A 23,775-nucleotide genomic window follows, 5' to 3' on the forward strand; every position below is an offset into this window, starting at 1 on the left:
CATGGCTGAAAAATCGTCTCCCGCCGGCGTTCCGCTGGTCGACATGCGCAACGTCTCGATCGCCTTCGGCGGCATCCGCGCCGTCGACGACGCATCTGTCGATCTTTTCCCCGGCGAAGTGATGGCGCTGCTCGGTCACAATGGCGCCGGCAAATCGACGCTGATCAAGATCTTGTCCGGCGCCTATAAGCGCGACAGCGGACAGATATTCATCAATGGCGAGGAGGCTTCGATCTCCAATCCGCGCGACGCCAAGAAATATGGCGTCGAGACGATCTATCAGACGCTGGCGCTGGCCGACAATGTCGATGCCGCGGCCAATCTCTTCCTCGGCCGCGAGCTGATGACGGGTTGGGGCACGCTCGACGACGTCGCCATGGAAGCCGAGGCGCGCAAGGTGATGGGCCGGCTCAATCCGCGTTTCCAGCGCTTTAAGGAGCCGGTTATCAAGCTGTCGGGCGGCCAGCGGCAGTCGGTGGCGATCGCGCGCGCGATCCTGTTCAACGCCCGTATCCTGATCATGGACGAGCCGACTGCGGCGCTCGGCCCGCAAGAGACGGCGCAGGTCGGCGAACTGGTCAAGCAGCTCAAGGCCGACGGCATCGGCATCTTCCTGATCAGCCACGACATTCACGACGTGTTCGAGCTCGCCGACCGGGTCTGCGTGATGAAGAACGGCCAGGTGGTCGGCACGGCGCGCACGACCGATGTCACCCAGGACGAGGTGCTCGGCATGATCATCCTCGGCAGATGCCCGCCAGGCGCCATTCCGGGCCCGGGGGCGCTGAAAATCGCGGCATGAAGTCGAACTGGTAGCCGGCTAATTAACGGCTGCGTGATGTACCAATCGCGGTGATGGTTTGACCGCGCCATTGTGTTGGCGCCGAGACTTGCCCATAAAGATCGTCGACCGTCCACGGGCCGCATCCTTGATTTGAAGAAGCTCTTTCCGATCCTTGCCTTTGTCGCCGTCGCGCTGATCAGCCTGACCATGGCAGGGTTCGCCTATTTCGCGACGCAGGAGGCGGCGCGGATCAAGTTCGAGGGCACGGCCGACGACGCGCTCAACCGCATCGAGAGCCGCGTCGACCTGCATCTGTCGCTGCTGCGTTCGACGCAGGCGCTGTTCGATGCCCGCAACGGCGACATCTCGCGCGGCGAATTCAAGGCCTTCTTCACCGCCCTCGACATCGACGACAATTTCGCCGGGCTGCGCGGCATCGGCTTCCTGAGGCTCGCCAAGACCGGCGACGAGGCGGCGGTGGAACGCGACATCCTGCACGATCATGGGTCGGCGCATCCGATCTATCCTGCCACGACGCAGCAATGGCGCACGCCCATCGTGCTGTTCGAGCCGCTCGCTGCCTCCAACCAGTCGATCATCGGCTTCGATATGTTCACCGAGCCGGTACGGCGCGCGGCGATTGAAAAGGCGATGGCAGACGACCGGCAGCATGCGAGCGGTTTGGTCCAGCTCGGCCAGGGCGCCGGCGTGGCGCAGACCTTCACCGGGTTCCTGGTTTTCGTGCGACTGAACGTCGAAACCGCGCCCGAGGTGATCAATGCAAGCCGCTCCTCCACGTCCGGCTTTCTCTACGCTGCCTTCCGCGCGCAGGACTTGTTCCAGGTCGCGCTCAGCCGTTCTCCGCTGCTGCCGGTCAATGTCGAGGTCTATGACGGCAAGCCCGAGGACGGCAATCTTCTGTTTCGTTCGGAGGCGCCGCCGGCAGAACGCATCGGGGCGACGCTTCTGGCGCGTCGCGATATCGTTGTCGCGGGCCGGCCCTGGACCGTGCTGTTCAGGCCGACAAGCGCCTTCGAACCGCCGTCCTCGCGCGCCATTCCGGTGATGCTCGGGCTATTCGGCCTTTTGCTTGCCGGCGCCATTGCGCTGGTGGCGCGCTACCAGGAGCGCGCCTATGAGGCGAAATCGGCGCTGCACGAGGCGACCGAAAAGAGCCTGCTGGAAAAGGATCTGATCCTGCAGGAGATGAAGCACCGCATCAAGAATTCGATCACCCGCGTGCTGGCGATCGCGCGACAGACGGCTTCGCAAGCCACCGACGTGAAGGAGTTTTCGGCTTCGTTCTCGGCGCGCCTGCAGGCCATGGCTGCATCGCAGGACATGCTGACCCGCTCGCGCTGGCAGAAGGCCGATCTTGGCGACCTGCTGCGCATCGAGCTCGGGCAGGTGTTCGGCAAGGACCTTCCCGACGGCGTGTTGTCAGGGCCGGAAGTGCTGCTGGACGAGACGACGACGCAGGCGCTAGGGCTGACCTTCCACGAACTTGCCACCAACGCGCTGAAATATGGCGAGGCCGGCAGTTCGGTGGGCGCCCTCAAGGTCGATTGGAGCGTCAACGGCCGCGGTCGCGAGCGGACGCTGGTTCTGAACTGGCGCGAGGCGGGTCAGAAGGAACTGGAAGCGCCAGTCAAGACCGGCTTCGGCACCAAATTGATAGATCTCAACGTCACGCGCGAATTGCGCGGCACCATCGCGCGCGACTACCACGCCGACGGCTTGAAGGTGGAAATCAGGATCCCGCTGGGCGCGTAAGGCAAAACAGCGACTTGAATTTGAATTCAGAGCAAACCGGAGGCCGGCTGCCGGCCCCCGGTCTTTCCCGTGCTGAACTAGTTGCAGCGAGCCGTGTAGATCCGGCCGCGATGATCGCGATACTGGCAATAGCCGTTGCGCAGGTTGCGAACCAGAAGGCCCGACCCGGCGCCGACGGCCGCGCCGATCAGCGCACCCTTGCTGCCGCCGACCAAGCCGCCCACGCCGGCGCCGATCAGGCCGCCGCCGACGACGTCCTGCTCGGTCGTTGTGCAGCCGCTGACAGCAACCACGGCAACCATGGCAATCATCATCTTCCGCATAGAATTGCTCCTCACTTTTGTCCTCACTTTCGGCAGTGCCAGCAACCATTTAGCATGAAAAAAGGTGCTTTGCCTGCCCGATTTTACTGTTGCCTAACGTAGTGTTTTCGGAACGCTTGCCGTTCGACGCGACAAGCATGCCGGGCACCTCCAGCGTTGCAAATTGCGTGCCGTCGGGCCGCACGTTCCCGACGATCTGATCGCAGTCGTCCAGCGCGGGATCCATCGTGGCCGACAAGTCAAAGCCGCGTGCGGGGTCAGAACAATTGCCAGGCCGCGGTCAAGGCCACGGCGGCCAGAAGCGCGATCGCGCCCAGGCGGAGCGAAAGGTGCGACGACCGCGGCGCCCGCGGCAGCTCGGCATCCTGGAAGCCGCTCATCGAGACGCGGGCGGCCTGCTCCAGCCTGTTCATGTCGGCAACCATCATTTCAGTCTCCCCAGGTCGCGCCGGGGCGCGGGTGGGTTCCGGCGCATCGTCAGCCGGGAGCACAGGATCGGACTTTATGGTGAACAGCCGGTTAAGGGCTCCGCCGGCAAAGCGCTCCCATCTCCGTCTGACGAAATTGCGGACGGCTGCGGCGAAGCCGCCGAGCCTGACGGTTGCACATTTTTCCTGGAATTGCTCTTACGCCATCGGTGGCGCTCTCAATCCGTCTCGAAATTCCCGTGCGGAACGGTGAGACGATATTCCATCCGGTCTCTGCCGATCTCCAGCGTCGCGGAGCCATTCAGCGACATCGGCACGACGCGTTCCAGCGCCACGCTGCCGAAACGCTTCTCATTGCGCTGCGCGTCGCCGACCGCCTCCGTCCAGGTCAGCAAGAGGTTGGGCAAGGTTCCGTCTTCGGCCTCGAGCTTGGCGCGCACCTCGACATGGCCGTTCGGCCGCGACAGTGCGCCATAGCTCACTGAGTTGACGGCCAACTCATGCATGGCGAGACCGATATGCAGGGCGGCGTTGGGGTTGAGGTAAGGATTTTCGCCCGCGAACCGCAGGCTTTGAGCCAGATCGCTGCTGTAGCGCCCGACCTGGCCGGATACGAGCTCGTGCAGCGCTGCTCCTCGCCAGTTGGAGGATGTGACGAGATCCTGCGAGGACGCGAGCGATTGCAGCCGGCCGCGAAACCGCGCCAGGAACTCGCCGAGCGTCTCCGTATACCGCCCGGTCTGAGTGGCGACGCTCTGGATGATGGCGAGGAGATTTTTCGATCGATGGCTGACTTCGCGCAGCAATGTCTTCAGGGTCTGCTCGCGGCGTTTCTGCTCCGTCGTCTCCACCATCGTCGTGACGACGCCGAGGACATCGCCGGCTTCCCCCCGGTCTGCATCGATCCAAAGCTGGAACCAGCGTACCCCCTGGTGCCCCGGAATGCTGAGCTCGAGCTGGTCCGGGTTGCCGGATTCGATCACCTTGAGTTTGGCGGCCCTTATGCGTTCGGCCTGCGCCGGCGAGAGCAAGTCCTTGCCGTCGGCTGTATCGGAGGCCCAGGGCGCGTTCATGTTGCGCGCCCAGACCGTTTCCATCTGCCGATCCTGGTAGAGAACCGAAATCCCTGCATTGTGCAGGGCGTGAAGCAAGGCCCGCCCCACCTGCATCCCGCTTTCCGAAGGATGCATTGCGATCACCTCGCGCTTTTCGACCTTGTCTTGCGTGGGACCTTGGGAAGGCATTGGAAATATCCCCCACTCGGTCCTTGAACGACCCAATCCGCAACTTGTTCCGCACGAGTCAAACCCTGCAGGGCTCTCCAAAAACGGTCCGCCGGACGGTGCTCTTTCGAGGCGCCGTCCGGCGGTGGCTGGAAACCGTTTGAGGGGTGCGGCTTCCAGTGTTGCGGTCAGGCTCTCCTGAACAGGCCCGCAATGAGCGAAATCACCAGGAAGGCGAGAAAGATGAAGAACAGGATTTGCGCGATGCCTGCCGATGTGCCGGCGATGCCGCCGAACCCAAGCGCGCCGGCGATGATCGCAACTACGAGAAATACGAGCGCCCAGTACAGCATGATGCGTCTCCTTCTTATGTCGGGAAAAGAACGTGGCCAGATGCCGTTTGTTCCACCATTTGCTGAAAAAGACGATCCCCCAAAGCGAGCTTTTCAGACCGCACACAGCCAAGCGTCACGCATGGCGCGAAGCCCTGGCATGACTTTCGAGGTCCAGCTTCGGAAGGATCAGGCGGCGGCCTTGGCCTGACGGTCGAAGAACAGGGCCTGGCTGATCAAAGCCTTGACCATGTCGGGATTGAACGGCTTGGTGACCAGGAAGGCCGGCTCGGGCCGTTCGCCGGTAAGCAGGCGTTCAGGGAAGGCGGTGATGAAGATCACCGGCACAGGCGTCGAGGATAATATCTCGTTGACAGCTTCGATGCCCGAGCTCCCATCGGCGAGCTGGATGTCGGCCAGGACCATTTTCGGCCGCGTCCTGCCGAACAAGGCCACAGCCTCGGCATGCGTGCGCGCCGTGCCGACGACGCGGTGGCCGAGGCTCTCGACCATCTCCTCGATATCCATGGCGATCAGCGGCTCGTCCTCGATGATCAGCACGTCGGTCGCAACTTGCCGGGAAATCTCGTTGCTCGCCTGGGCAAGCAGCTCCGAGAATTCATCCTCGTCGACGTCGAGGATCTCCGCCGCCTCGTCCTCGCTGAAACCCTCGACGGCAACCAGAAGGAAAGCCTGCCTCGGCAGGGGCGCGATGGCATTCAGATTGGCCGCGGCCCGTTGCTCCCAGGCGGTCTGCGCCTGTTCCTGCGGCACGCGGATGGCCACGGAGGTGAACAGCCTGGCGAAAACCTTGTACAGCGCAATACGGTCGCTCGAGGCTTCGGGGAAGATATTGGTATCGGCGATAATGGCTTCCAGCATCGCGGCGACCAGCGCGTCACCGCTCTCCTGCGATCCCGACACCGCGCGCGAGAAGCGGCGAAGGAACGGGAGATGCGGAGCGATGGTTGCGGACAGACTCATTATTGACGTCTCCCTCAGATGACGTTTCATGTTCAAGGCCGCATTGGTTGCAAGCCCCTCTGCATCAAACGCCGGCTTCCGGAAAAAGTTCCGCCCGGCCGCGGAACTAAATTAGAAGGCAAGCGTTTCGGATCCAGGGATGGGCAACCAGACGAGGGTTCCGCTTGCGTTGTGGTTTGAAATCGAAGAGCGGCTCGGGTGCTGGAAATTAGGGCTATTATGAAGGAAATGTCAAAAAAACAGATGGCTGATGCCGCAAGCAGGCATCGGAACGGGGATGGCAATCCGCTTGGTGCAAACTCCGAAATCGCTCGCAAGCTCAAGCAGTATTATGACGAACTGGTCTCGGATCATGTGCCGGACCGTTTCGCTCAGCTGCTCAGCCAGCTGGAACAGACCGAACCTGCCCAGAAAAAGGACTGAGGCATGGCGGCGGTATCCCAGAGCTTCAAGACCGAGCTGCTCGGCGCGATCCCGAGCCTGCGGGCTTTCGCCGTGTCGCTCACACAGAATGCCGATCGGGCCGACGACCTCGTCCAGGAAACGCTGGTCAAGGCATGGGACAAGCATGAGAGCTTCCAGCCGGGCACCAATTTGAAGGCCTGGCTGTTCACCATCCTGCGCAACGAATTCTATTCGCAGATGCGCAAGCGCGGCCGCGAAGTGCAGGACAGCGACGGCATCATGACGGCCAGGCTTGCCGTTCATCCGGCTCAGCATGGCCAGCTCGATCTCAAGGATTTCCGCGGCGCGCTCGAGCAACTGCCCGAGGACCAGCGCGAAGCCATCATCCTGATCGGCGCTTCCGGCTTCTCCTATGAAGAAGCCGCCGAGATCTGCGGCTGCGCGGTCGGCACGATCAAAAGCCGCGTCAGCCGGGCGCGCGCCAGGCTGCAGGAGATCCTCAAGATTTCCGGAGAGGACGAGTTCGGGCCCGACGCGATCTCCGCGCAGGTCACAGGCTCGAACGCGGCGTAACTTCCGGGACGCGAAGGCGACAAGTACCTGCTCGCGCCATTCGGCGTCATCGTTCGGCGCGCTTGACGTATCCGGCATTTCCTTGGGGAACCCGGATTCGTACCGGCCATGATGTGAGCGCGCAAAGCGGCCTGAGATCGCCTCGGCGGCGGCAGTCAGGCCGCCGGAGCGGCCCGTCCGCAGGCGATCGCCACGGCTTCGACGAGATCGTCCCCCGAGTAAGGCTTGGTCACCAGTCGAACGTCGGGGAACGAGTTCTTGACTTCGTCGGAATCCGAATAGCCGGAGGCGAATACGAACGGCACGCCCTCTGCGCGCAACCGCGCGGCGAAATCCAGGGTCGACACCCCGCCAAGCATCAGATCGACAACTGCCGCGTCGAAGCTCGAAGGCAGCGCCTGCCCGTCGATGTCGGCGATCTCGCGCGCGATCGTCACATCCGCGGCGCCGTGATCACGGCAAAGCTGCTCGACATCCATCGCTATCAGGAACTCGTCTTCGAGGACAAGAATGCGCAATCCGTCAAGCAATGCTGTCACTTATGGGGTGTCTCCTTGGCAGCCGCACTCATGCGCGGAATCCGTCACGATGTCATTTAAAAAAGACATGGACATGACCCAGCGGAACCGCTGCCCCCCTCAAACGTTTCCTTGCGCCTCTAGGGCAGGGATTTCGAAGAGGGGTCGAATGTCCGCACGTTTGGTTGCCACTCGCCAATATCCTTGCGAAAAATGCCCGCTGCGGCCGCTGCCGGCCTTCCGCGAATTCGACGAGCAGGAATTGTCATTTATCGACACCTTCAAGCGTGGCGAATTGGCTGTCGACAAAGGTGCGACCGTGCTGGTCGAAGGCAGCCACAGCGCGCATCTTTACACGGTGCTGTCGGGTTGGGCGTTCCGCTACAAGCTTTTGCCCGACGGGCGCCGGCAGATCCTCAATTTTTCCATGCCTGGCGACCTCATCGGCCTGCAGGGAAGTCTGATGGGCGAAATGCAGCATTCCGTCGAAGCCCTGTCGCCGATGCTGCTTTGCGTTTTCGAACGCGATCAGCTGCAGGAACTCTATCGCAACCATCCCGGCCTTGCCTATGACATCACCTGGATCGCGTCGCGCGAGGAGCGCATGCTGGATGAGAACCTGCTCAGCATCGGCCGCCGCACCGCGCTTGAACGCGCCGCCTATCTTATCGCCTTCATCGCCCGCCGGGCTCGCGGCGCCGGCCTCAACGGCAAGACACCGGTGCAGATCCCGATCACGCAACAGCACATCGCCGACACGCTCGGCCTCTCGCTGGTCCATACCAACAAGACGATCCGCAAGCTGATGGACCGCAAGCTCATCATGTGGCGAGACGGCGGCTGCGAAGTGATCGACTATGACGGGCTGAAGAAGCTTGCCCGCTGGGAGGGGCTAGGCGAGGAATGCAGGCCGCTGATCTAGGTTTGGCTTGCGACGACCGGAACCATGGCGCCGAACGGGCGTTGAAACCAACGCAAACACAAGGAGTTAGAGAATGGCAACCGCCGCAGGCAAATCCGCCACAGACGAAGCAACCGCCGCCGATCTGGAGGCCGATATCGAGCAACTGAAAGCGGACATCCAGCGACTCACCGAGCAACTCGCCACGACCGGTCAACACGGCTATGGCGCGGCCCGTCGCGCCGCCGCGGACGGCGTCGAGCAATTGCGCGCGCAGGGCGAAGCCGCGTTCGAGAGCATGCGGGGAAGAGCCGAGGATATCGAAGCGCAGCTGATCGCCAAGGTGCGCGAGAAGCCGGTGACCTCGCTGGCCATCGCGGCGGGCGTCGGTTACCTGTTCGCCCTGCTTTCCCGCCGCTAACCGCAGATGGGGGCGCTTGTCTCGCTGATCTCGGCCCTCGCCTCGGGCGAGGCGATGGCCGCTTTGCATAGGGCGCGGGCCGCGGCAATCCTTTACGGGCTTGCCGCCATTTTCGCCGTGTGCGGTGTCGGCTTCCTCATCGGCGCCGCCTACATCTGGCTGGCGGTCCGCTACGGACCGATGGCGACCAGTCTCGGCTTCGGCATCGGCTTCCTGGTGGTTGCCGGGCTCATCCTCGTCATTCACAAGCTGGCGGCCGGCATGCGCAGCAAGCGCCGCGCGCGGCGACGCCAGGCCGATATGACGGCGGCGGGCGTTACCGCAGCCCTTGCCTTGCTTCCGGCCCTCGCCAAAAGCAAAGGCGGGCTTGGAGCCGTTGTCGCGCCTGCCCTGGCGGTCGTCGCGTATGCTATCTATCGCGAGAACACCAAGTCCAGGCCGTCGAAGCCGGACCCGGAAAACTTGCCTTAAGCAATGCCGGAGCGCTCATTTCAAGGACGGCTCGAGCGGCATCGATATTTCGGCGAAGACGCCATCCGGGCGAAATTCGTGGATCACCTCGCTGTCGATGACCTTGGCGAGGCTGCGGCGGATCAGGATCGAGCCAAAACCCTGGCGATCCGGAGGCTCGACCCGCGGCCCACCGCTCTCGCGCCAGGTCAGCACCAGGCGGCGCGCGCCTTTGCGGCCATGCGTCTTCCAGTCGAGATCGACTTTTCCCGACGGCGCGGAGAGCGAGCCGTATTTCATCGCGTTGCTGGCGAGCTCATGCAGGATCAGGCCGAGCCCGACCGCTTGATCGGGCGAGAGCAGAAGCTCGGGACCCGAAATTGCGATGCGCGGCTGGCGGCCCGTGTCGAAAACCCTGACCTCGATGCGTGCCAATTCGCCGATGCCAATGCCGCGCCATTCGCGGTCGGACAGCAGATTATGGGCGGCGCCGAGCGCCTGCAGCCTGGCACCGAAGGCCTCCAGGAATACACTCGGCTGGCGAGCATGGCGGACGGTCTGCGTCGCCAGCGCCTGCACGGTCGCCAATGTGTTCTTGACGCGGTGGTTGAGCTCACGCAGCAAGAGGCGCTGCCGCTCGTCGCCGAGCTTGCGCTCGGTGATGTCGTAGTTGACGCCGAAGATCAGCGTCGGCTTGCCCTCGCCGTCGCGTTCGATCACGCGTCCGCGCGTGGCGATCCAGCGGGGTGGATGGACCCCCTTGACCCGGTACTCGCCAAAATAGTCGTCGCTGCCGCTCAGCGCGTCGCGGAAACGCGTCTCGGTCTGGTAGACGTCGCGCGGGTCGATGGCGCGCAGGATGTCGCGCGCCTTCAGCCGGTTCGAAGGCGGCAGATTGAAAAGCTCGGCCAGAAGCGTGTCGCATTCGATCATGTCGGTGCGTATGTCCCACGCCCAGCTCGCCAGTGAGGCGGCGTCGAGCGCGATGGCGCGGCGCTTTTCCTCGCGCGCCAGTTCCGCCTTGGCGATGGCGCCGTCGCGGGTGGCGTCCTTCAGCGCGAACAGGCTGGCCGCGAGGTCGGCCAGCATTCTCAGCTTCGCCAGCTTGTCCTCGGCCGGAAACGGTCTCGGCTGGCGATCGAGCACGCAGAGCGTACCGGTCCTGGCACCGGCCACCATCATCGGCACGCCGATAAAAAAACGGATGTGCTGCTTGCCCGTGACCAGCGGATTGTCGGCGAAACGCGGATCGAGCGTGGCGTCGGTCACCACCATGGGATCGTCGCCGGCGGCGATGGCGTGGGCGCAGAAGGAAGTGCTGGTCGGCGTCTCCTTCTCGTCGAGGCCGATGCGCTCCTTTAACCGTCGGCGACTGCTGCCGATCAGGTTCACCAGCGCGACAGGCGCTTCGGCGATTGCCGCAGCGAGACCGGTGATACGGTCCAAGTCCGGATCGGTTGCCGTATCCATGGCGCCCAGGCCCTGAAGCAGGGTGAGCCGCTCCGCATCGATCACGACGCGGCTGACGTCCGCTGGCAAACTATCCGCCTTGCTGCTCACCATTCCCTCAAAACGCCACGCAATCGGCCATCATATACACGCAATCGGTTGCCGCATGCTTGCGGGGCGTCTTTTCCGACACGGAACCTTCCCGAACAGGATCCGTTACCGACCATGTCGTGCCTGAAGCGCCCGCCGCCGCGCAGCATGGAGGCCAATCGTGACCAAGATCGTACCTGAAGACAAAGCTCGCCAGGGGCATTGGGGCTGGCACGCCCTCAGAATCCTCATCGCCGGGCTGCTGCTCGCCTTCATCGCGTGGGGCGCGGTCGAGATCTACGGCGAGTTGATCAAGTCGCCGACGACCCAGCAGAACGTGCCGACGGCGCCGCCCGCCGAGCAGAAATCCACTCAAGGCAGCTGATCTTTCCATCACGCCGCCTTCGCCTGCGCATTGCGGGATGGGACAAGCACGTTCAGGGCGCCGGGGTGACTCTCGACCGTGGTTTCCCTCTCCAGCCTGATCAATTCGCCGTCCAGCACCGCGCTGAACTTCCTGGTGGGCGAACGGATTTTCAGCACGACCTTGCCAGCCTGATGCACTTCGACATGCGCGCTCTGGCGCAACCTGCCGCGCAGCATGTCCAGCAGCAGCTTCGCCAGATGATGACGCCGGCGCGCGACGCTGACATAGATGCCGAGCACGCCGCCAGCCGGGTTGTCGGCATAGGGCAGGTGGCCTTCGCCGAACAGATTGTTGGAGATGCCGATGCCGGTCGTGCGGGCGACGATCTCGGCCTTGCCGATGCTCAGGCTCACCTTGAGCGCCGGCGGGTTCTTGATAGCCGCCCACGCCGCGCGGACGGACGCCTGCATCTTTCCAAGGCGCGAGCTGAAATCCATTTTCTCGCGCAACTGAACCATCTTGGCGTGCATGCCGACGGAGAACTGATGCACGAAAGGCTGGCCGTTGGCGCTCGCCATATCGACGGCGATCACCTCGCCGTCGGCAAAGGACTGCAACGCCGCTTCCAGTGTCTGCGGGATGCCCAGGCCGCGCGCAAACAGGTTCATCGTGCCGGCCGGCAAGATGGCCAGGGCCTTCTTCTTGTTCATGAGGAGGGATGCCGCGGTGGAAATCGTGCCGTCGCCGCCTCCGGCGAGAACAACGTCGATATTTCGCCTGGCGATGGCCTTTTCCAGCGCCGTGGCGACGTCGCGACCGGCAACGATGTCAATCTCGACCGAATGCCCCGCCGCTTCGAGGGTCTGACGCAGCTTTTCGGAAAATGCTTCCATGTCGATGGTACGGAGGGTGCCGCCGTCCTGGTTCAGCACCGCAGCAAACCGCATATCGCGCTCCGTGTTCGGGTCACTTTGAGCCGGCAGACCCTCAGCCGCAGGCTGAAACGAGGAGGCCGCCGCAAAGGTTCCGCCGGGAGGTCAGCAATCCACGGACGCGTGAACGCGTTGCGGTTGGAACAACCCTCCGGTCACAACGTTGTGAACCTGTAGACATTGCCGCTTCCGACCCGCCGTCAAGGCTGGCCAAGGAGCGTCATGCACAGATCAGGCACGAGGAGAGACCATCATGATGATCCGCACTCTTTTTGCGACGACCGCGATCGCAACCCTTCTAGCAACCGGCGCTTTCGCGCAGACGACGCCCGCCCCGGCTCCACAGCCCCCAGCAGCCGAGAATCCGGCGCCGGTCCCGCGCGCCGATGGCGCCCTGATGACCAATATCATCGGCGAGTCCGTCTACAACGGCACCGGTGATGACGCCCAGAACATCGGCAAGGTGGATGATGTCGTCTTCGATTCCGCCGGCAAAGCCAAGTCCGCCATCATCGGCGTCGGGGGATTCCTCGGCGTGGGCAAGAAGGACGTCGCCTTCGACTACGGCAAGCTGGAATGGGCCGAGAAGAACGGCGACCGCTGGCTGGTTGTCAAGTCCACCAAGGATGAGCTGAACGCTTTGCCGGCGTTCGACCGCAAGCCTTACGATCCGGCGCCGGCGCAGTCTACCGACGCTACGCAGCCCGCCAACAACACGACAACAGCCCAGGCTCCCGCTGCGGCGCCGGCCGAGCCGGTGAAGAAGGCGGAGGGCAATCTGGCCACGAACATCATGGGCGAGTCGGTTTATAACGGCACTGCGGACGATGCCCAGAAGATCGGCGACGTGAAGGACATCGTGCTTGCCAAGGACGGCAAGGCCGAGTCCCTGGTGATCGGCGTCGGCGGCTTCCTCGGCATCGGCACGAAGAACGTCACTTTCGACTTCGACAAGGCGAAATGGGCGGAGAAGAACGGCGACCGCTGGCTGGTGGCCGAGACGACGAAGGAGCAGCTGCAGGCCCAGCCGGAGTTCGACCGCAAGCCCTATGATCCGGCGCCCGGCACGACGACGGCCGCGAACAACGCGCCGGCAACGACCACGCCTGCGGTGGTCGCTTCGGGCACGACGTCCGATAAGGGAGCGAAGCCGGCAGAGCCCGCCAAGCCGGCGGCCGAGAACAAGCCTGCGACGCCGCCGGCCCAGAGCACGGCTGAGAACAAGCCTGCCGATAATAGCGGCGCTGCCACCGACCAGACCAAGACGGCTTCCATCGACAAGTCGACACTGACCGAGATGCCGATGGGCAACATGCGCGTCGACGACCTCAAGGGCACAACGGTCTATGGCGCCAACGACGAGAAGATCGGTTCGATCGGCGACGTCGTGCTGACGCCCGACAACAAGCCGGACGCGGTTATCGTCGATGTTGGCGGCTTCCTGGGCATCGGCGCCAAGGAAGTGGCGATCGGCATGGATAAGCTCAAATTCATGACCGACAAGAACGGCAAGAAGTATCTCTACACCAACTTCACCAAGGAGCAGCTGCAGGCCCAAACGGCCTATGACAAGAGCAGTTATGCCGCCAACCGCGACCAGCAGCGGATGATTCTGAAATAAGGGAATAGGAAGTAAGGGAATAGGCAGTAGGAAATAGGCAGTAGGCGAAAGAAGGGTTGGCATACCACCCAGCGACACGAATGTTCTATTGCCTATTGCCTATTGCCTATTGCCTATTGCCTATTGCCTATTGCCTACTGCCTACTCACGTACCCCACCACTCCATCTTCCGTCAGTTCCGCCAAGGCAAGGGACTGATCGAGGTGAGCGGCACGCCAGGCAAGCATCTTCTCGGCGAACTCGAGCCGTACCGGGAGATAGGCCGGGTCGTTCGCCACATTGTTCAGCTCGCCTGGATCCTTCGATAGGTCGAACAGAAGCGCCGGCAGACCGCCGCCGAAATGGACATATTTGAAGTCCGCCGCGCGGATGACGGCGAGGTTGCAGGTGTTCGATCTGACACCGAAATGGCGTTCGGCTTCCCCTTGGGCGACCGTGCGGAAATCAAACTCCCAATGCGCGGCGTCGCGCCAGGCTTCCGGTTCCGTTCCATCCAGCCAAGGCGCGAGCGAACGGCCGTCGAGGTGGCGCTGCGGGGCGGCGCCGATCAGGTCGAGCAAGGTGGGGAAGACATCGACGGCTTCGGTGAAATGATCCACGGATGTGCCCGCGGCGGCTCCCCGCCGCGGATCGCGGATGATCAACGGAATGTGGTAGCTGGCGTCGAAGAAGCCGCCTTTGCCGAGCATATAATGATCGCCCATCATCTCGGCATGGTCGGAGGTGAGCACGATCACGGTGTCGTCCCAGGCACCCGCCGATTTGATCGCTTGCCAGATGCGGCCGAGCTGCGCGTCGACCTCGGAGATCATGCCGTAATAGATCGCGCGGATGCGGCGAAAGTTCTCCTCGCTCCAGTCCGGCACGTTGCCCTCGATGCCGGGGACGAATTTTGTCCGCTTCTGCCCGGCGAGATCGTAGGCGAGATAGGGATGGCTGCCGGACTCGGCCTGCCAACTTGCAGCGCGTTTGAACACGGGACCTTCGGCCGGATCATACATGCTGTTGTAGGGCTCCGGCACGATGAAGGGCGGGTGCGGGCTGATGAAGGAGATATGCGCGAACCACGGCGCGCTCTCCTCCTGCTCGCCAAGCCAGCGGATGAACTCGCCGGCCAGGAACGCGGTCGGCGTCTGGTCTTTCGAATAGATCGGCGGCGCGTTGGTCACGTCGCGTTCCGCCTGGCCGCGGGCCGGACGGTGGATGTCGGGGCTGCCTGCGCCGGTGTCGATACCCTGGGTCCGCAGCCATGACAGCCATTGCTTCTGATGCTCGGGCAGGGCCTGGCGCACGGTGAATCCCGGCAGCACGCCTTCATAGCTGCGCAGGCGCGGATCCCCGGCCGCCAGCCGGCGCGGATCGAGCGCGACATCGGTGTAGCCGAACAGGGTGGGATCATAGCCCGCCGCGCGCGCCGAAAGCGCGATGTTGCCATGGCGCGCGTCAAGCGGCGTGCCGTTGCGGCAGACGCGATTGTTCATCTGGTAGAGCCCGGTGTAGAGGCACGCGCGGGCAGGCGAGCAGGGTGCCGCCCCGCCATAATGGCGGCGGAAAAGCACGCCCTCCGCGGCGAGCGCATCGACGTTCGGCGTCTTCACCACCGGATGGCCGGCCGCCGACAGGCAATCGCCTCGCCACTGGTCGCAAGTGATGAGCAGGACGTTCGGGCGGTGCGTGCGATTGTTCAAGATCGTCTCCTTGTGGAAGCGTTCAGATGGAACGGAAATCACCCGCGTTGCAAGCCAAGCTTGGTGACAGATCGGTGAACATGTTTCGAACTGTCGTTCACTTTCATGATACAGTCCATTCTATGTTTGCCCGCTTTGCCACCGGCCCGCTCATCCTCATATTGGCGTGGACAGCGGCAAGGGCCGCATGAGGACAAAGGGAAGGAGCAGGATCATGCTCAATCAGATACAGGGGCTGCATCACGTCACCTCGATGGCGAGCGATGCACGCCGCAACAATGAGTTCTTTACAAAAAAGCTTGGCCTGCGCCGGGTGAAGAAGACCGTCAATTTCGACGCGCCGGATGTCTACCATCTCTACTATGCCGACGAGGTCGGCACGCCGGGTTCGGTGATGACCTATTTCCCGTTCCCCGATATCGCCAAGGGCCGGCACGGCGTCGGCGAGGTGGGCTCGACAGTGTTCTCGGTGCCGGAAGGCACGCTGGCCTATTGGGAAAAGCGCTTTGCCGATGAAGGCGTGGGCAACGTCGCCCGCACGGAAGGTTTTGGCGAGAAGCGGCTTACTTTCACCGGTCCCGACGGCGACAGTTTCGCGCTTGTCGAGGACAAGGCCGATAAACGCGCGCCGTGGATCAAAGGCGGCGTTCCCGGCGACGAGGCGATTCGCGGCTTTCACTCGGTCTCGCTGCGGCTGAAGGACGGCGGCGCCACCGAGGAGCTTTTGAAATTCATGGGCTATGAGGAGGTCGACAAGTCCGGCAATATCCGCCGGCTGGCGATCAAGAACGGCAACGGCGCCGATGTCGTCGACATCGAATCGCTGCCAGGTGCCGGCTTTGCCAATCTCGGCGCCGGCTCGGTGCACCATGTCGCCTTCGCGGTCGAGGATCGTGCCAAGCAGCTGGAAGTGCGCAAGGCGCTTGTCGACACGGGCTATGGCGTGACGCCGGTCATCGATCGCGACTATTTCTGGGCGATCTATTTCCGCACGCCGGGGGGCGTGCTGTTCGAGGTGTCGACCAACGAGCCGGGCTTCAACCGCGACGAGGACACCGCGCATCTCGGCGAGGCGCTGAGGCTGCCGGCGCAGCATCAGCATCTGAGGCCCTATCTCGAACAGCATCTGCAGAAGCTGGAAGACTGAAGCCATGAGCAAGGACGCTTACATCCACAAGGTGCTGCCCGGTACGCCGGGCAGCCCGCTGCTCTTCGTCCTCCACGGCACCGGCGCCGACGAGAACCAGCTTCTCGGTTTCGGCCGCGAGCTTATGCCTTCGGCGACGATCGTCTCGCCGCGCGGCGATGTGTCGGAGCACGGTGCTCCCCGTTTCTTTCGCCGCACCGGCGAGGGTGTCTACGACATGGACGACCTAGCGCGCGCGACATCGAAGATGGCGAGCTTCGTCAAGGCGCATGTCGAGACCGCAAAACCTTCGGCGGTGTTCGGCCTCGGCTACTCCAACGGCGCCAACATCCTGGCCTCGGTGGTGTTCGCCGAGCCGGGCCTGTTCGACGCCACGGCGCTGATGCATCCGCTGATCCCGTTCGAACCCCGCGTCCAGGGCAGCCTTGCCGGCCGCCGCATCCTGATCACGGCCGGCAGGCGCGACCCGATCTGTCCGCCCAATTTGACGTCGCGGCTTGAGGCCTATTTGCGCGCCGACGGCGCCGATGTCACAGTGGAATGGCACGACGGCGGGCATGAGGTTCGGCCGAATGAAATCGAAGCGGCGCGGCGGTTTTTCGCGCCGGCGCCCGTTGCCGAAGGAGGCAAGTAACATGGCCGATCAACTGCCCGAGATCGAACTGGAAGACCGCGGCTCCAAGGGGCGTTACGTGCTGCGCGGCCCGGGCGGCGCCGAGGCCGAGATGACGTTCACCAAGATCGGCGAGCACCAGCTCATCATCGACCACACTGAGGTGCCGGATGTCTTTCGGGGCCAGGGCGCCGGGCTTCGGCTCGTCACCCGCGCGGTCGAGGATGCGCGTGCCGCCGGCAAGAAGATCATCCCGCTCTGCCCCTTCGCCAACGCCCAGTTCCGCCGCCACCCGGAATGGGCGGATGTGCTGAAGCGGTAGCACCGTCTTCCCCTTCTCCCCCTGTGGGAGAAGGTGGCCGCGCAGCGGCCGGATGAGGGGTGTTCCAGCGGAGTGAGACGTTCGCATTCCCTGGAACACCCCTCATCCGTCTCGGCGCTGCGCGCCGATCCACCGCCCGGGCGAGCCACGCGTCTCGCCCGTCCTTCGGATCCCACAAGGGGAGAAGGGGAAGCTCTTGGCATTTGCGCCGCCCGATCATCTTGCCTAAGTTGACGGTTCGCCCGGACGAAACCTGTCGTCCCGCCCGTCCCCGATTTGAATGGCTTCCCTGATGACCGATACCGACCTGATCCCCGTTTTCGACGGACATAACGACACGCTGCTTCGGCTCTACCAGTCGAAGGAAGCCGACGTCGAAAAGCTGTTCATCGAGGGGACGCCGGGCGGGCATATCGACCTGCCGCGCGCCAGGAAAGGCGGCTTTGCCGGCGGCATGTTCGCGATCTTTCCGCCTCCGGTCGAAAAGTCGAAACGCAGCGCCGTGCCTCCGGCACCGAGCGACAATGAACCGCTGCCGCCGGAACTGCCGCAGGCCGAGGCGATCACCTCAACCATCGGCATGGCTTCGATCCTGTTCCGGCTGGAGCGCGCCGGCGCATTGACCGTCTGCCGCAGCGCCGGCGATGTGCGGGACGCGATGGCCAAGGGCTCGATCGCGGCGGTGTTCCACATCGAAGGCGTCGAGGCGATCGATCCCGGGCTTGCCATGGTCGATGTGCTGCACGCCGCAGGGCTGCGCTCGCTGGGCATCGTCTGGAGCCGCCCCAACGCCTTCGGCAACGGCGTGCCGTTCCGCTTTCCGTCCTCGCCCGACACCGGGCCTGGTCTCACCGATGCCGGCAAGGCGCTGGTCAAGGCGTGCAACCAGCTCAGGATCATGATCGACCTCTCGCATCTCAACGAGAAGGGTTTTCGCGACATGGCCGAGCTTAGCGATGCGCCGCTGGTCGCGACCCATTCCAATGTGCATGCGATCTGCGGCCATTCGCGCAACTTGACCGACTGGCAGCTCGGCGCGATCCGCGAATCCGGCGGCATGGTGGGCCTGAACTTCGCCACCGGCTTCCTGCGCGAGGACGGCCGCATGAACGCCGACACCAGCATTGATATCATGGTGCGCCACATCGATTCGCTGTTGCAGGCGCTGGGTGAAGACGGGGTCGGGCTAGGCTCGGATTTCGACGGCGCCATGATCCCGGCCCCCATCGGCGACGTCGCCGGTCTGCCGAAGCTCATCGACGCGCTCGCCGCGCGCGGTTTCGGGCGCGCGCTGATCGAGAAGATCGCTTACCGGAACTGGTTGAGCGTGCTTGAGCGCACCATAGGCTAAGGCGGCTCTATCCGTCGTAGCCGATACGCTTCAGCCATTCCTTGCCGACGCCACGGTCGCGGATGATCGCTAAGGGGTTTTCCGCGTCGAGCCGGGCGCAGATGCGGTAGACCTCCAGCGTCTCGGCATTCATCTCCCCGCGCTTGAAGAAATACATCGCCGCCGCGTAGCGGGTGCGGCCGGACCACATCTCGCCGAGTGGCGTGTTGACCAGCTCCCACTGCTCGGCGGCTTCCGTTTCCAGGTCTTCCGCTTCGCTTGCCATGTCAAAAGTCCGCAGGCGGGCTGGCGGTGCGGCGGTCGAGCCTGATGAAGGGCCGCTGCACCACCTTCGCCTTCTTCATCAGCTTCTGGTACTGCAGCTCGCGCATGGCGTAAATCTCGACCCAGAGGTCGTCGACGATCGTGTCGCCATAGGGCCGCCGCAGCGAGGCGAGCGCGATGTTGCGCTTGGCCATGGGCGACCACATCGCCGCGCTGACCAGCCCAACCTCCTGGCTTTTCTTGTAGTAGACGATCGCGTGCTCGGCCGGGATGTTGCCTTCGATCTCCAGGCCGACCAGCACATGGCGCAGCTTCTTCTTCGTCCGGGCTTCGAGGATGGCGCGGCGGCCGTTGAAATGGCCTTTGTCCGGATCGATCATGAAGCCGAGGCCGATCTCGTCCGGCATGCGAAGGCGGTCGGCGCGGATGGCGTGCTCGGCAGCCGTGAAATCGGCATTGGTGACGATCAGCCCCGCCTCCAGCCGGGCTCGGTTCAGCGCGGCATAGCCAATGGCGCGGATGCCGCGCAGTTCGCCCGCCGCCATCAGCCGGTCCCACAGGCTCAGCGCCTTGTCGGCCGGCACGAACAATTCGTAGCCGAGATCGCCGGTGAAGCCGGTGCGCGAGATGGTCACCGCAGCGCCGTCATGCGCGAACTCGGCAAGGTCGAAGATTTTCAGCCGCTCAACGCCGGCAAAGCCCGCTTCGCGCAGGATGGCGAAGGAGGTCGGACCCTGCAGCGCCAGTCCGGCGACCGCTTCGGTCTCTTCCTCGACACTGATCTCATAGCCGATCGCGCTGTCGAGCAGCCAAGGCAGATGGCGCTCTTGCGAGCAGAGACGGAAGCGTGTCGGCGACAGCCGGAACAAAGTGCCATCATCAAGGACAAAGCCATCGTCATCGCACCAGGCGGTGTAATGGACGCGGCCGGGTTTCAGCCTGGTCACGTCGCGCAGCGTGACGCGGTCGAGATAGGCTTCGGCATCCGGGCCCTCGATCCGGTATTTGGTCATCGGCGAGACGTCGAAGAGCGCCGCCTGGCTGCGGATGGCGAAATATTCGAGCTCCTCGTCCCACAACGAATGCGGCGCGCGGTAGCCGGCCCAGTTGTACCAGTCGTTCGTCAGCGCCAGCGCGTCGATGCGCGGCTGGAAGGGGGTGCCCATGCGCAAAGTGCGGAAGTGGGATTGGGCGAGGGTGCGGGCGGCGTCGGTTTTCACATGACGATTCATGACGGCGTTCCTTCGCGCCCCCCTCTGTCCTGCCGGACATCTCCCCCACAAGGGGGGAGATTGGACGTCACGCTGACTTTCGCCGATCTCCAACGTCGCAAGAAAAGCGCCGACAGATCGAGCTGCTGATCTCCCCCCTCGTGGGGGAGATGGCCGGCAGGCCAGAGGGGGGCGCCATGGAGCGCGACTTCAGCGATTTGCAAAAACATATTCACCCCCTCATCGCGATGATGCGGCGCGCGGCGTTGAGGCCGGGCGCGCCGGAGATGCCGCCGCCCGAATGCGAGCCGGCGCCGGCGAGGAACAGGCCTTCGAGCGGCGTGTCGTAGCCCGACCAGCCGGAGACCGGCCGCGACATCAGCATCTGGTCGGCCTGCAACTCGCCATGGTGCCAGTGGCCGCCAGGCATGCGGTAGCGCGCCTCGATGTCGGCGGGCGTCAAAAGCTCGGCGTGGCTGACCGTTGCGCCGATGCCGGGCGCATAGGTCTCGAGCTGCGCCATGATCGCCTTGAGGAAGCGCGGCTTGCCGGCGCCCCAGCCCTCTCTCAACGCATAAGGCGCGTACTGCACCACGGCCGAAAGCACGCAGGCGCCGAATGGGGCGAGCGATGGGTCGGCCAGGCTGGGCAACGTGATCTCCATCACCGGCTCTGGCGAGAAGTCGCCATATTTCGACGGATTGAAGGCGCGCTCGACATGGTCGGGCGAAGGCGCGACGACGAGGCGACCTTTGTGGCCGGCGGCGTCGACGCCCGAAAATTGCGGCGGCCGGTCCAGCGCCAGATGCAGCTTGGCCGCATCGCCCTTCATGCGGATGTTCTTCACCTTGCGCACGAAGCCGGTGTCAACCTCGCGCGGGCCGACAAGATCGAGGATCGTCGTCGCCGGGTTGATCGCGGAGACGACGATCTTGGCCTGCAGCGTTTCGCCGCCCTGCGTGACGACGCCGACGGCGCGGCCCTTCTCGACGATCACCTTGGCGACTGGCGAGGTCGGGCGGATCGAAACGCCCGCCTTTTCCGCCGCCGCGCGGATGGCAGCGACGACAGCGCCCATGCCGCCTTTCGGCTGGACCTGCGCGCCGGCAAGGCCGCCAATCTCGCCGGCCAACCTGTAATAGAGGCCGAGCAGCGAAGTCGGCGAGCGCGGCCCAAGATGCGAGCCGAGCGTCGCGTCGAAAGCAAGCAGGCCCTTCAGCCGGTCGTCCGAGAGCTGCTCGTCGAGCAGGTCGTAGACATTCATCAAAAGCACGCGCAGGAAGTCGCGCATGTCTTCCCTGCCAAGCCGCTTCAGCGCCAGCGCGGTCTGGCCGAGCCCGGCCATTTCTGCCAGCGACATGCCGGCAAAGTCCGGCGGCCGGCGCGACAGGAACGGTTTCAGCACGCCGGCATAGCGCAGCAATTGCGCGCGCAGGTCTTTCCAGGCGGACTGTTCCGAAGGGCTGGTGCCCGTCAGCACCTCGCCATAGGCGCCGTGGAGCACCAGCGGGCCGTCCTTCGACAGCGCCACCGATGGCACGAGGTCGCCGCGCTCGACCTTCAGGCCGTGGCGTTCCAGCTCCAGCGTTTTCACCACATCGGGATGCAGGCGATTGAGCAGATGCGCGACCGTGGAGACGCGGAAGCCGGGCGCGAATTCCTCGGTGCGCGCGGCGCCGCCGACCTCGTTGCCGGCCTCGAGCAGCAGCACCTTGCGTCCCGACTTGGCCAGCGTGGCGGCGGCGACGAGGCCGTTGTGGCCGCCGCCGATGACGATGGCGTCCCAATTCAAATCAGATGACGTCATGGGCCGGGCTCATATGCAGGGTTGGCTTGGCGAGGTCGCGCAGGATCTCGGCGGCGGCGTTGCGTCCGGGCGCGCCCATGACGCCGCCGCCCGGATGGGTGGAAGAGCCGCACATATAGAGCCCACTGAGCGGCGAGCGGTATTGCGCGTAGCCCGGCACCGGGCGGTTGAAGAGCAGCTGATCGAAGGTGAGCTCGCCCTGGAAAATATTGCCTTCGGTGAGGCCGACCTCGGCCTCGATCTCGCGCGGCGTGCGCACCTCCATATGGACGATGCGGTCGCGGAAGCCGGGCGAATATTCAGCGATCTGCGCAATCACGCTTTCGGCGAAGCCGTCGCGGTCGGCATCGGTCCAGTCCGCTCCCCTTATCTTCGGCGGCGCGTATTGCACGAAGCAGCTCATGAAGTGCTTGCCCGGCGGCGCCATGGTTGGGTCGAGCGTGGTCGGGATCATCATGTCGAGGAAGGGATCGGCCGACCATCGTCCGGCCTTCCAGTCGTCATAGGCGCGCTCCATGCGCTCGATGGAATCGGTGAAATGCATGTCGGCGCGGTAGACAGGCGAGTCCTTCGGCAAAGCCGGGAATTCGGGCAGGGAATCGAGCGCGATGTTGACCTTCCCCGACGAGCCGCGGATCTTGAAGTTCCTGACGCGGCGCAGGAAGATGTCGGGCAGCTCCTTCTCCTCGACCAGCTTCAGGAAGGTGCGCTTGACGTCGGCATTGGAGATGACGAGCTTGCCGTCGATCTCCTCGCCGCCGGCAAGCACCACGCCCTTGGCCTTGCCGTTCCTGATCAGCACCTGGTCGACCTCGGCGCCGGTGCGGATGGTGCCGCCACTGGCCTTGAAGGAGGCGGCCAGCGCTCTGGTGACGGCGCCCATGCCGCCGCGCGCGTAGCCCCATGCGCCGACCGAGCCGTCGACCTCGCCCATATAATGATGAAGCAGCACATAAGCCGTGCCGGGCGACATCGGGCCCAGCGCCGTGCCGATGATACCGGACAGCGCGAAGTTCGCCTTGATGACGTCGGTCTCGAAATACTCGTCCAGGAAGTCCGAGATCGACATCGTCCAGAAGCGCAAGGTCAGCGCCATCTCCTCGGCCGAGAGGCCGGCGAATTTCTTGCCGAGATAAAGCAACTCGCCCAGGTCGCGCGGCCTGAAGCTCGTCGGGTCGGGCGCGGTGCGCATCAAGAGCGGCTGGATGAAGCGGCACTGCCTCGTGACGTCGCGCGAATAGCGGTCATAGGCCTCGGCGTCGCGCTTCGAAAAGCGGGCGAACTCACGGCGATGCGCGTCATGATCGCGGTAGTTGGCGAGGTAGTCGCCGTCGCGCGTGAACACCGCGCCGCCTTCATAGGAGATCACCTGCAGGCCGAAGCGCGGCAGCTCCAGGTCGCGCATGATCTCGGGCCGAAACAGCGAGCAGACATAGGAACAGTTGGAATAGAGGAAGCCCGGCGTCAGCTCGCGGCTGGTGGCCGCGCCGCCGACCCAATCGTTCTTCTCGACCACCAGCACGTCCAGCCCGGCGCGCTGCAGATAGCAGGCGGTGACCAGCCCATTATGGCCGCCGCCGATGACGATCGCGTCCCATGCCTTCATGCGCGCCGAACCTCCCGCCGGTTGCCCTATCTACTTGTTTCTCCGCAATTCCGGTCGGAGAACCGCATCCCGCTTTCCTGGAATTGCTCCGTGCGTCTTGTTCCCGATTGCCCGAATTTGGCACGGACCACAGTTTTTTGTCCAGCCATATTGAATGAATGTTCAACAAATGGTGTTGCGTTTTCCCATTGA

Annotated in this window: 27 protein-coding genes; 13 read left to right on the forward strand and 14 right to left on the reverse strand. The window is 64.0% G+C overall.

Translation table 11 applies throughout. The features are described from left to right. Position 1 precedes the first annotated feature (1 nt). Both CK219_RS14190 and CK219_RS14195 read left to right on the forward strand, forming a co-directional pair. Positions 2-802 (forward strand): ATP-binding cassette domain-containing protein, encoded by an 801-nt coding sequence (locus CK219_RS14190; RefSeq protein WP_095767373.1) that lies wholly within the window; start codon positions 2-4, stop codon positions 800-802. A 132-nt stretch (positions 803-934) separates the two neighbouring features. Further along, entirely contained in the window at positions 935-2,557 is a 1,623-nt protein-coding gene (locus tag CK219_RS14195; RefSeq protein ID WP_095767374.1) for a CHASE domain-containing protein, read from the forward strand. 77 nt (positions 2,558-2,634) lie between these two features. Here the strand turns inward: CK219_RS14195 and CK219_RS14200 are convergent, their stop codons facing one another. From CK219_RS14200 to CK219_RS14220, 6 genes are all read right to left on the reverse strand, one after another. Beyond that, positions 2,635-2,880: a YMGG-like glycine zipper-containing protein gene (locus tag CK219_RS14200; RefSeq protein ID WP_095767375.1), complete on the reverse strand. Its 246-nt coding sequence runs from the start codon at positions 2,878-2,880 to the stop codon at positions 2,635-2,637. 49 nt (positions 2,881-2,929) lie between these two features. Continuing rightward, complete coding sequence (locus CK219_RS31180) at positions 2,930-3,118, reverse strand: hypothetical protein (protein WP_141245344.1); 189 nt, start codon at positions 3,116-3,118, stop codon at positions 2,930-2,932. 19 nt (positions 3,119-3,137) lie between these two features. After that, the gene (locus CK219_RS31680; RefSeq protein ID WP_176477012.1) at positions 3,138-3,308 is read right to left on the reverse strand and encodes a hypothetical protein; all 171 of its coding nucleotides are present in this window, start codon (positions 3,306-3,308) and stop codon (positions 3,138-3,140) included. Positions 3,309-3,526: 218 nt separating this feature from the next. Next, the gene (locus CK219_RS14205) at positions 3,527-4,552 is read right to left on the reverse strand and encodes a sensor histidine kinase (RefSeq protein ID WP_095767376.1); all 1,026 of its coding nucleotides are present in this window, start codon (positions 4,550-4,552) and stop codon (positions 3,527-3,529) included. 167 nt (positions 4,553-4,719) lie between these two features. Further along, complete coding sequence (locus CK219_RS14210; protein ID WP_018429836.1) at positions 4,720-4,884, reverse strand: DUF1328 domain-containing protein; 165 nt, start codon at positions 4,882-4,884, stop codon at positions 4,720-4,722. A gap of 168 nt (positions 4,885-5,052) precedes the next feature. Beyond that, complete coding sequence (locus CK219_RS14220) at positions 5,053-5,847, reverse strand: response regulator (protein WP_095767378.1); 795 nt, start codon at positions 5,845-5,847, stop codon at positions 5,053-5,055. Positions 5,848-6,066: 219 nt separating this feature from the next. On the opposite strand from CK219_RS14220, the gene CK219_RS14225 reads away from it, so the two are divergent. Together CK219_RS14225 and CK219_RS14230 are read left to right on the forward strand one after the other, a co-directional pair. Further along, on the forward strand, positions 6,067-6,270 hold the full coding sequence (locus CK219_RS14225; RefSeq protein WP_095767379.1) for a NepR family anti-sigma factor: 204 nt from the start codon (positions 6,067-6,069) through the stop codon (positions 6,268-6,270). A 3-nt stretch (positions 6,271-6,273) separates the two neighbouring features. Next, a complete protein-coding gene (locus CK219_RS14230) occupies positions 6,274-6,825 on the forward strand; it encodes an RNA polymerase sigma factor (protein WP_040985057.1) in 552 nt (183 codons plus the stop codon). Positions 6,826-6,980: 155 nt separating this feature from the next. On the opposite strand, the gene CK219_RS14235 is transcribed toward CK219_RS14230, so the two are convergent. Continuing rightward, a complete protein-coding gene (locus CK219_RS14235) occupies positions 6,981-7,364 on the reverse strand; it encodes a response regulator (RefSeq protein WP_095767380.1) in 384 nt (127 codons plus the stop codon). 148 nt (positions 7,365-7,512) lie between these two features. Between CK219_RS14235 and CK219_RS14240 the strand changes: the two genes are divergently transcribed. The 3 genes from CK219_RS14240 (at position 7,513) to CK219_RS14250 (ending at position 9,136) form a co-directional block, all read left to right on the forward strand. Continuing rightward, positions 7,513-8,265, forward strand: a complete 753-nt coding sequence (locus CK219_RS14240) for a Crp/Fnr family transcriptional regulator (RefSeq protein ID WP_095767381.1) — start codon at positions 7,513-7,515, stop codon at positions 8,263-8,265. A gap of 73 nt (positions 8,266-8,338) precedes the next feature. Then, positions 8,339-8,665: a DUF883 family protein gene (locus CK219_RS14245; protein ID WP_095767382.1), complete on the forward strand. Its 327-nt coding sequence runs from the start codon at positions 8,339-8,341 to the stop codon at positions 8,663-8,665. Between the two features lie 6 nt (positions 8,666-8,671). Continuing rightward, a complete protein-coding gene (locus CK219_RS14250; RefSeq protein WP_095767383.1) occupies positions 8,672-9,136 on the forward strand; it encodes a hypothetical protein in 465 nt (154 codons plus the stop codon). A 15-nt stretch (positions 9,137-9,151) separates the two neighbouring features. Here the strand turns inward: CK219_RS14250 and CK219_RS14255 are convergent, their stop codons facing one another. Beyond that, complete coding sequence (locus CK219_RS14255; protein ID WP_095767384.1) at positions 9,152-10,678, reverse strand: HWE histidine kinase domain-containing protein; 1,527 nt, start codon at positions 10,676-10,678, stop codon at positions 9,152-9,154. Positions 10,679-10,835: 157 nt separating this feature from the next. Here CK219_RS14255 and CK219_RS14260 point away from each other — a divergent pair, with 157 nt between their 5' ends. Then, positions 10,836-11,039, forward strand: a complete 204-nt coding sequence (locus tag CK219_RS14260) for a hypothetical protein (protein WP_095767385.1) — start codon at positions 10,836-10,838, stop codon at positions 11,037-11,039. An 8-nt stretch (positions 11,040-11,047) separates the two neighbouring features. On the opposite strand, the gene CK219_RS14265 is transcribed toward CK219_RS14260, so the two are convergent. Beyond that, positions 11,048-11,968 (reverse strand): diacylglycerol kinase family protein, encoded by a 921-nt coding sequence (locus tag CK219_RS14265; RefSeq protein ID WP_095767386.1) that lies wholly within the window; start codon positions 11,966-11,968, stop codon positions 11,048-11,050. Between the two features lie 241 nt (positions 11,969-12,209). Here CK219_RS14265 and CK219_RS14270 point away from each other — a divergent pair, with 241 nt between their 5' ends. Continuing rightward, the gene (locus CK219_RS14270) at positions 12,210-13,574 is read left to right on the forward strand and encodes a PRC-barrel domain-containing protein (protein WP_095767552.1); all 1,365 of its coding nucleotides are present in this window, start codon (positions 12,210-12,212) and stop codon (positions 13,572-13,574) included. Positions 13,575-13,708: 134 nt separating this feature from the next. Here CK219_RS14270 and CK219_RS14275 read toward each other — a convergent pair whose 3' ends face one another. Beyond that, entirely contained in the window at positions 13,709-15,262 is a 1,554-nt protein-coding gene (locus CK219_RS14275) for an alkaline phosphatase family protein (RefSeq protein ID WP_095767387.1), read from the reverse strand. Between the two features lie 214 nt (positions 15,263-15,476). On the opposite strand from CK219_RS14275, the gene CK219_RS14280 reads away from it, so the two are divergent. The 4 genes from CK219_RS14280 to CK219_RS14295 all read left to right on the forward strand — a co-directional run bounded on the left by CK219_RS14280 (position 15,477) and on the right by CK219_RS14295 (position 18,695). After that, entirely contained in the window at positions 15,477-16,409 is a 933-nt protein-coding gene (locus CK219_RS14280) for a VOC family protein (protein ID WP_095767553.1), read from the forward strand. 4 nt (positions 16,410-16,413) lie between these two features. Beyond that, positions 16,414-17,043, forward strand: coding sequence for an alpha/beta hydrolase (locus CK219_RS14285; RefSeq protein ID WP_095767388.1), 630 nt, complete (start codon positions 16,414-16,416; stop codon positions 17,041-17,043). Position 17,044: 1 nt separating this feature from the next. Continuing rightward, positions 17,045-17,344, forward strand: a complete 300-nt coding sequence (locus CK219_RS14290; RefSeq protein WP_095767389.1) for a GNAT family N-acetyltransferase — start codon at positions 17,045-17,047, stop codon at positions 17,342-17,344. A gap of 292 nt (positions 17,345-17,636) precedes the next feature. After that, a complete protein-coding gene (locus CK219_RS14295) occupies positions 17,637-18,695 on the forward strand; it encodes a dipeptidase (RefSeq protein ID WP_095767554.1) in 1,059 nt (352 codons plus the stop codon). Between the two features lie 7 nt (positions 18,696-18,702). On the opposite strand, the gene CK219_RS14300 is transcribed toward CK219_RS14295, so the two are convergent. The 4 genes from CK219_RS14300 to CK219_RS14315 all read right to left on the reverse strand — a co-directional run bounded on the left by CK219_RS14300 (position 18,703) and on the right by CK219_RS14315 (position 23,583). Beyond that, positions 18,703-18,960 carry a hypothetical protein gene (locus CK219_RS14300; RefSeq protein ID WP_095767390.1) on the reverse strand — a complete coding sequence of 86 codons (258 nt, stop codon included), beginning with the start codon at positions 18,958-18,960 and terminating at the stop codon, positions 18,703-18,705. 1 nt (position 18,961) lies between these two features. Continuing rightward, entirely contained in the window at positions 18,962-20,191 is a 1,230-nt protein-coding gene (locus CK219_RS14305) for an aminomethyltransferase family protein (RefSeq protein WP_095767391.1), read from the reverse strand. Between the two features lie 211 nt (positions 20,192-20,402). Next, on the reverse strand, positions 20,403-21,977 hold the full coding sequence (locus CK219_RS14310; RefSeq protein ID WP_095767392.1) for an NAD(P)/FAD-dependent oxidoreductase: 1,575 nt from the start codon (positions 21,975-21,977) through the stop codon (positions 20,403-20,405). Beyond that, positions 21,964-23,583, reverse strand: a complete 1,620-nt coding sequence (locus tag CK219_RS14315; RefSeq protein WP_095767393.1) for an NAD(P)/FAD-dependent oxidoreductase — start codon at positions 23,581-23,583, stop codon at positions 21,964-21,966. The genes CK219_RS14310 and CK219_RS14315 overlap by 14 nt, the downstream gene beginning before the upstream one ends. Positions 23,584-23,775: the final 192 nt, after the last annotated feature.

Origin of the sequence: Mesorhizobium sp. WSM4313, assembly GCF_002294725.1 — a bacterium.
Lineage (GTDB): Bacteria > Pseudomonadota > Alphaproteobacteria > Rhizobiales > Rhizobiaceae > Mesorhizobium.

What these genes read in the sequence shown, in the direction of transcription:
- CK219_RS14190 (WP_095767373.1), top strand. Translation starts at nt 2, where the DNA reads ATGGCTGAAAAATCGTCTCCCGCCGGCGTTCCGCTGGTCGACATGCGC.
- CK219_RS14200 (WP_095767375.1), bottom strand. Translation starts at nt 2,880, where the DNA reads ATGCGGAAGATGATGATTGCCATGGTTGCCGTGGTTGCTGTCAGCGGC.
- CK219_RS31680 (WP_176477012.1), bottom strand. Translation starts at nt 3,308, where the DNA reads ATGATGGTTGCCGACATGAACAGGCTGGAGCAGGCCGCCCGCGTCTCG.
- CK219_RS14205 (WP_095767376.1), bottom strand. Translation starts at nt 4,552, where the DNA reads ATGCCTTCCCAAGGTCCCACGCAAGACAAGGTCGAAAAGCGCGAGGTG.
- CK219_RS14210 (WP_018429836.1), bottom strand. Translation starts at nt 4,884, where the DNA reads ATGCTGTACTGGGCGCTCGTATTTCTCGTAGTTGCGATCATCGCCGGC.
- CK219_RS14220 (WP_095767378.1), bottom strand. Translation starts at nt 5,847, where the DNA reads ATGAGTCTGTCCGCAACCATCGCTCCGCATCTCCCGTTCCTTCGCCGC.
- CK219_RS14225 (WP_095767379.1), top strand. Translation starts at nt 6,067, where the DNA reads ATGAAGGAAATGTCAAAAAAACAGATGGCTGATGCCGCAAGCAGGCAT.
- CK219_RS14230 (WP_040985057.1), top strand. Translation starts at nt 6,274, where the DNA reads ATGGCGGCGGTATCCCAGAGCTTCAAGACCGAGCTGCTCGGCGCGATC.
- CK219_RS14240 (WP_095767381.1), top strand. Translation starts at nt 7,513, where the DNA reads ATGTCCGCACGTTTGGTTGCCACTCGCCAATATCCTTGCGAAAAATGC.
- CK219_RS14245 (WP_095767382.1), top strand. Translation starts at nt 8,339, where the DNA reads ATGGCAACCGCCGCAGGCAAATCCGCCACAGACGAAGCAACCGCCGCC.
- CK219_RS14250 (WP_095767383.1), top strand. Translation starts at nt 8,672, where the DNA reads ATGGGGGCGCTTGTCTCGCTGATCTCGGCCCTCGCCTCGGGCGAGGCG.
- CK219_RS14255 (WP_095767384.1), bottom strand. Translation starts at nt 10,678, where the DNA reads ATGGTGAGCAGCAAGGCGGATAGTTTGCCAGCGGACGTCAGCCGCGTC.
- CK219_RS14265 (WP_095767386.1), bottom strand. Translation starts at nt 11,968, where the DNA reads ATGCGGTTTGCTGCGGTGCTGAACCAGGACGGCGGCACCCTCCGTACC.
- CK219_RS14270 (WP_095767552.1), top strand. Translation starts at nt 12,210, where the DNA reads ATGATCCGCACTCTTTTTGCGACGACCGCGATCGCAACCCTTCTAGCA.
- CK219_RS14280 (WP_095767553.1), top strand. Translation starts at nt 15,477, where the DNA reads ATGCTCAATCAGATACAGGGGCTGCATCACGTCACCTCGATGGCGAGC.
- CK219_RS14285 (WP_095767388.1), top strand. Translation starts at nt 16,414, where the DNA reads ATGAGCAAGGACGCTTACATCCACAAGGTGCTGCCCGGTACGCCGGGC.
- CK219_RS14290 (WP_095767389.1), top strand. Translation starts at nt 17,045, where the DNA reads ATGGCCGATCAACTGCCCGAGATCGAACTGGAAGACCGCGGCTCCAAG.
- CK219_RS14295 (WP_095767554.1), top strand. Translation starts at nt 17,637, where the DNA reads ATGACCGATACCGACCTGATCCCCGTTTTCGACGGACATAACGACACG.
- CK219_RS14300 (WP_095767390.1), bottom strand. Translation starts at nt 18,960, where the DNA reads ATGGCAAGCGAAGCGGAAGACCTGGAAACGGAAGCCGCCGAGCAGTGG.
- CK219_RS14305 (WP_095767391.1), bottom strand. Translation starts at nt 20,191, where the DNA reads ATGAATCGTCATGTGAAAACCGACGCCGCCCGCACCCTCGCCCAATCC.
- CK219_RS14310 (WP_095767392.1), bottom strand. Translation starts at nt 21,977, where the DNA reads ATGACGTCATCTGATTTGAATTGGGACGCCATCGTCATCGGCGGCGGC.
- CK219_RS14315 (WP_095767393.1), bottom strand. Translation starts at nt 23,583, where the DNA reads ATGAAGGCATGGGACGCGATCGTCATCGGCGGCGGCCATAATGGGCTG.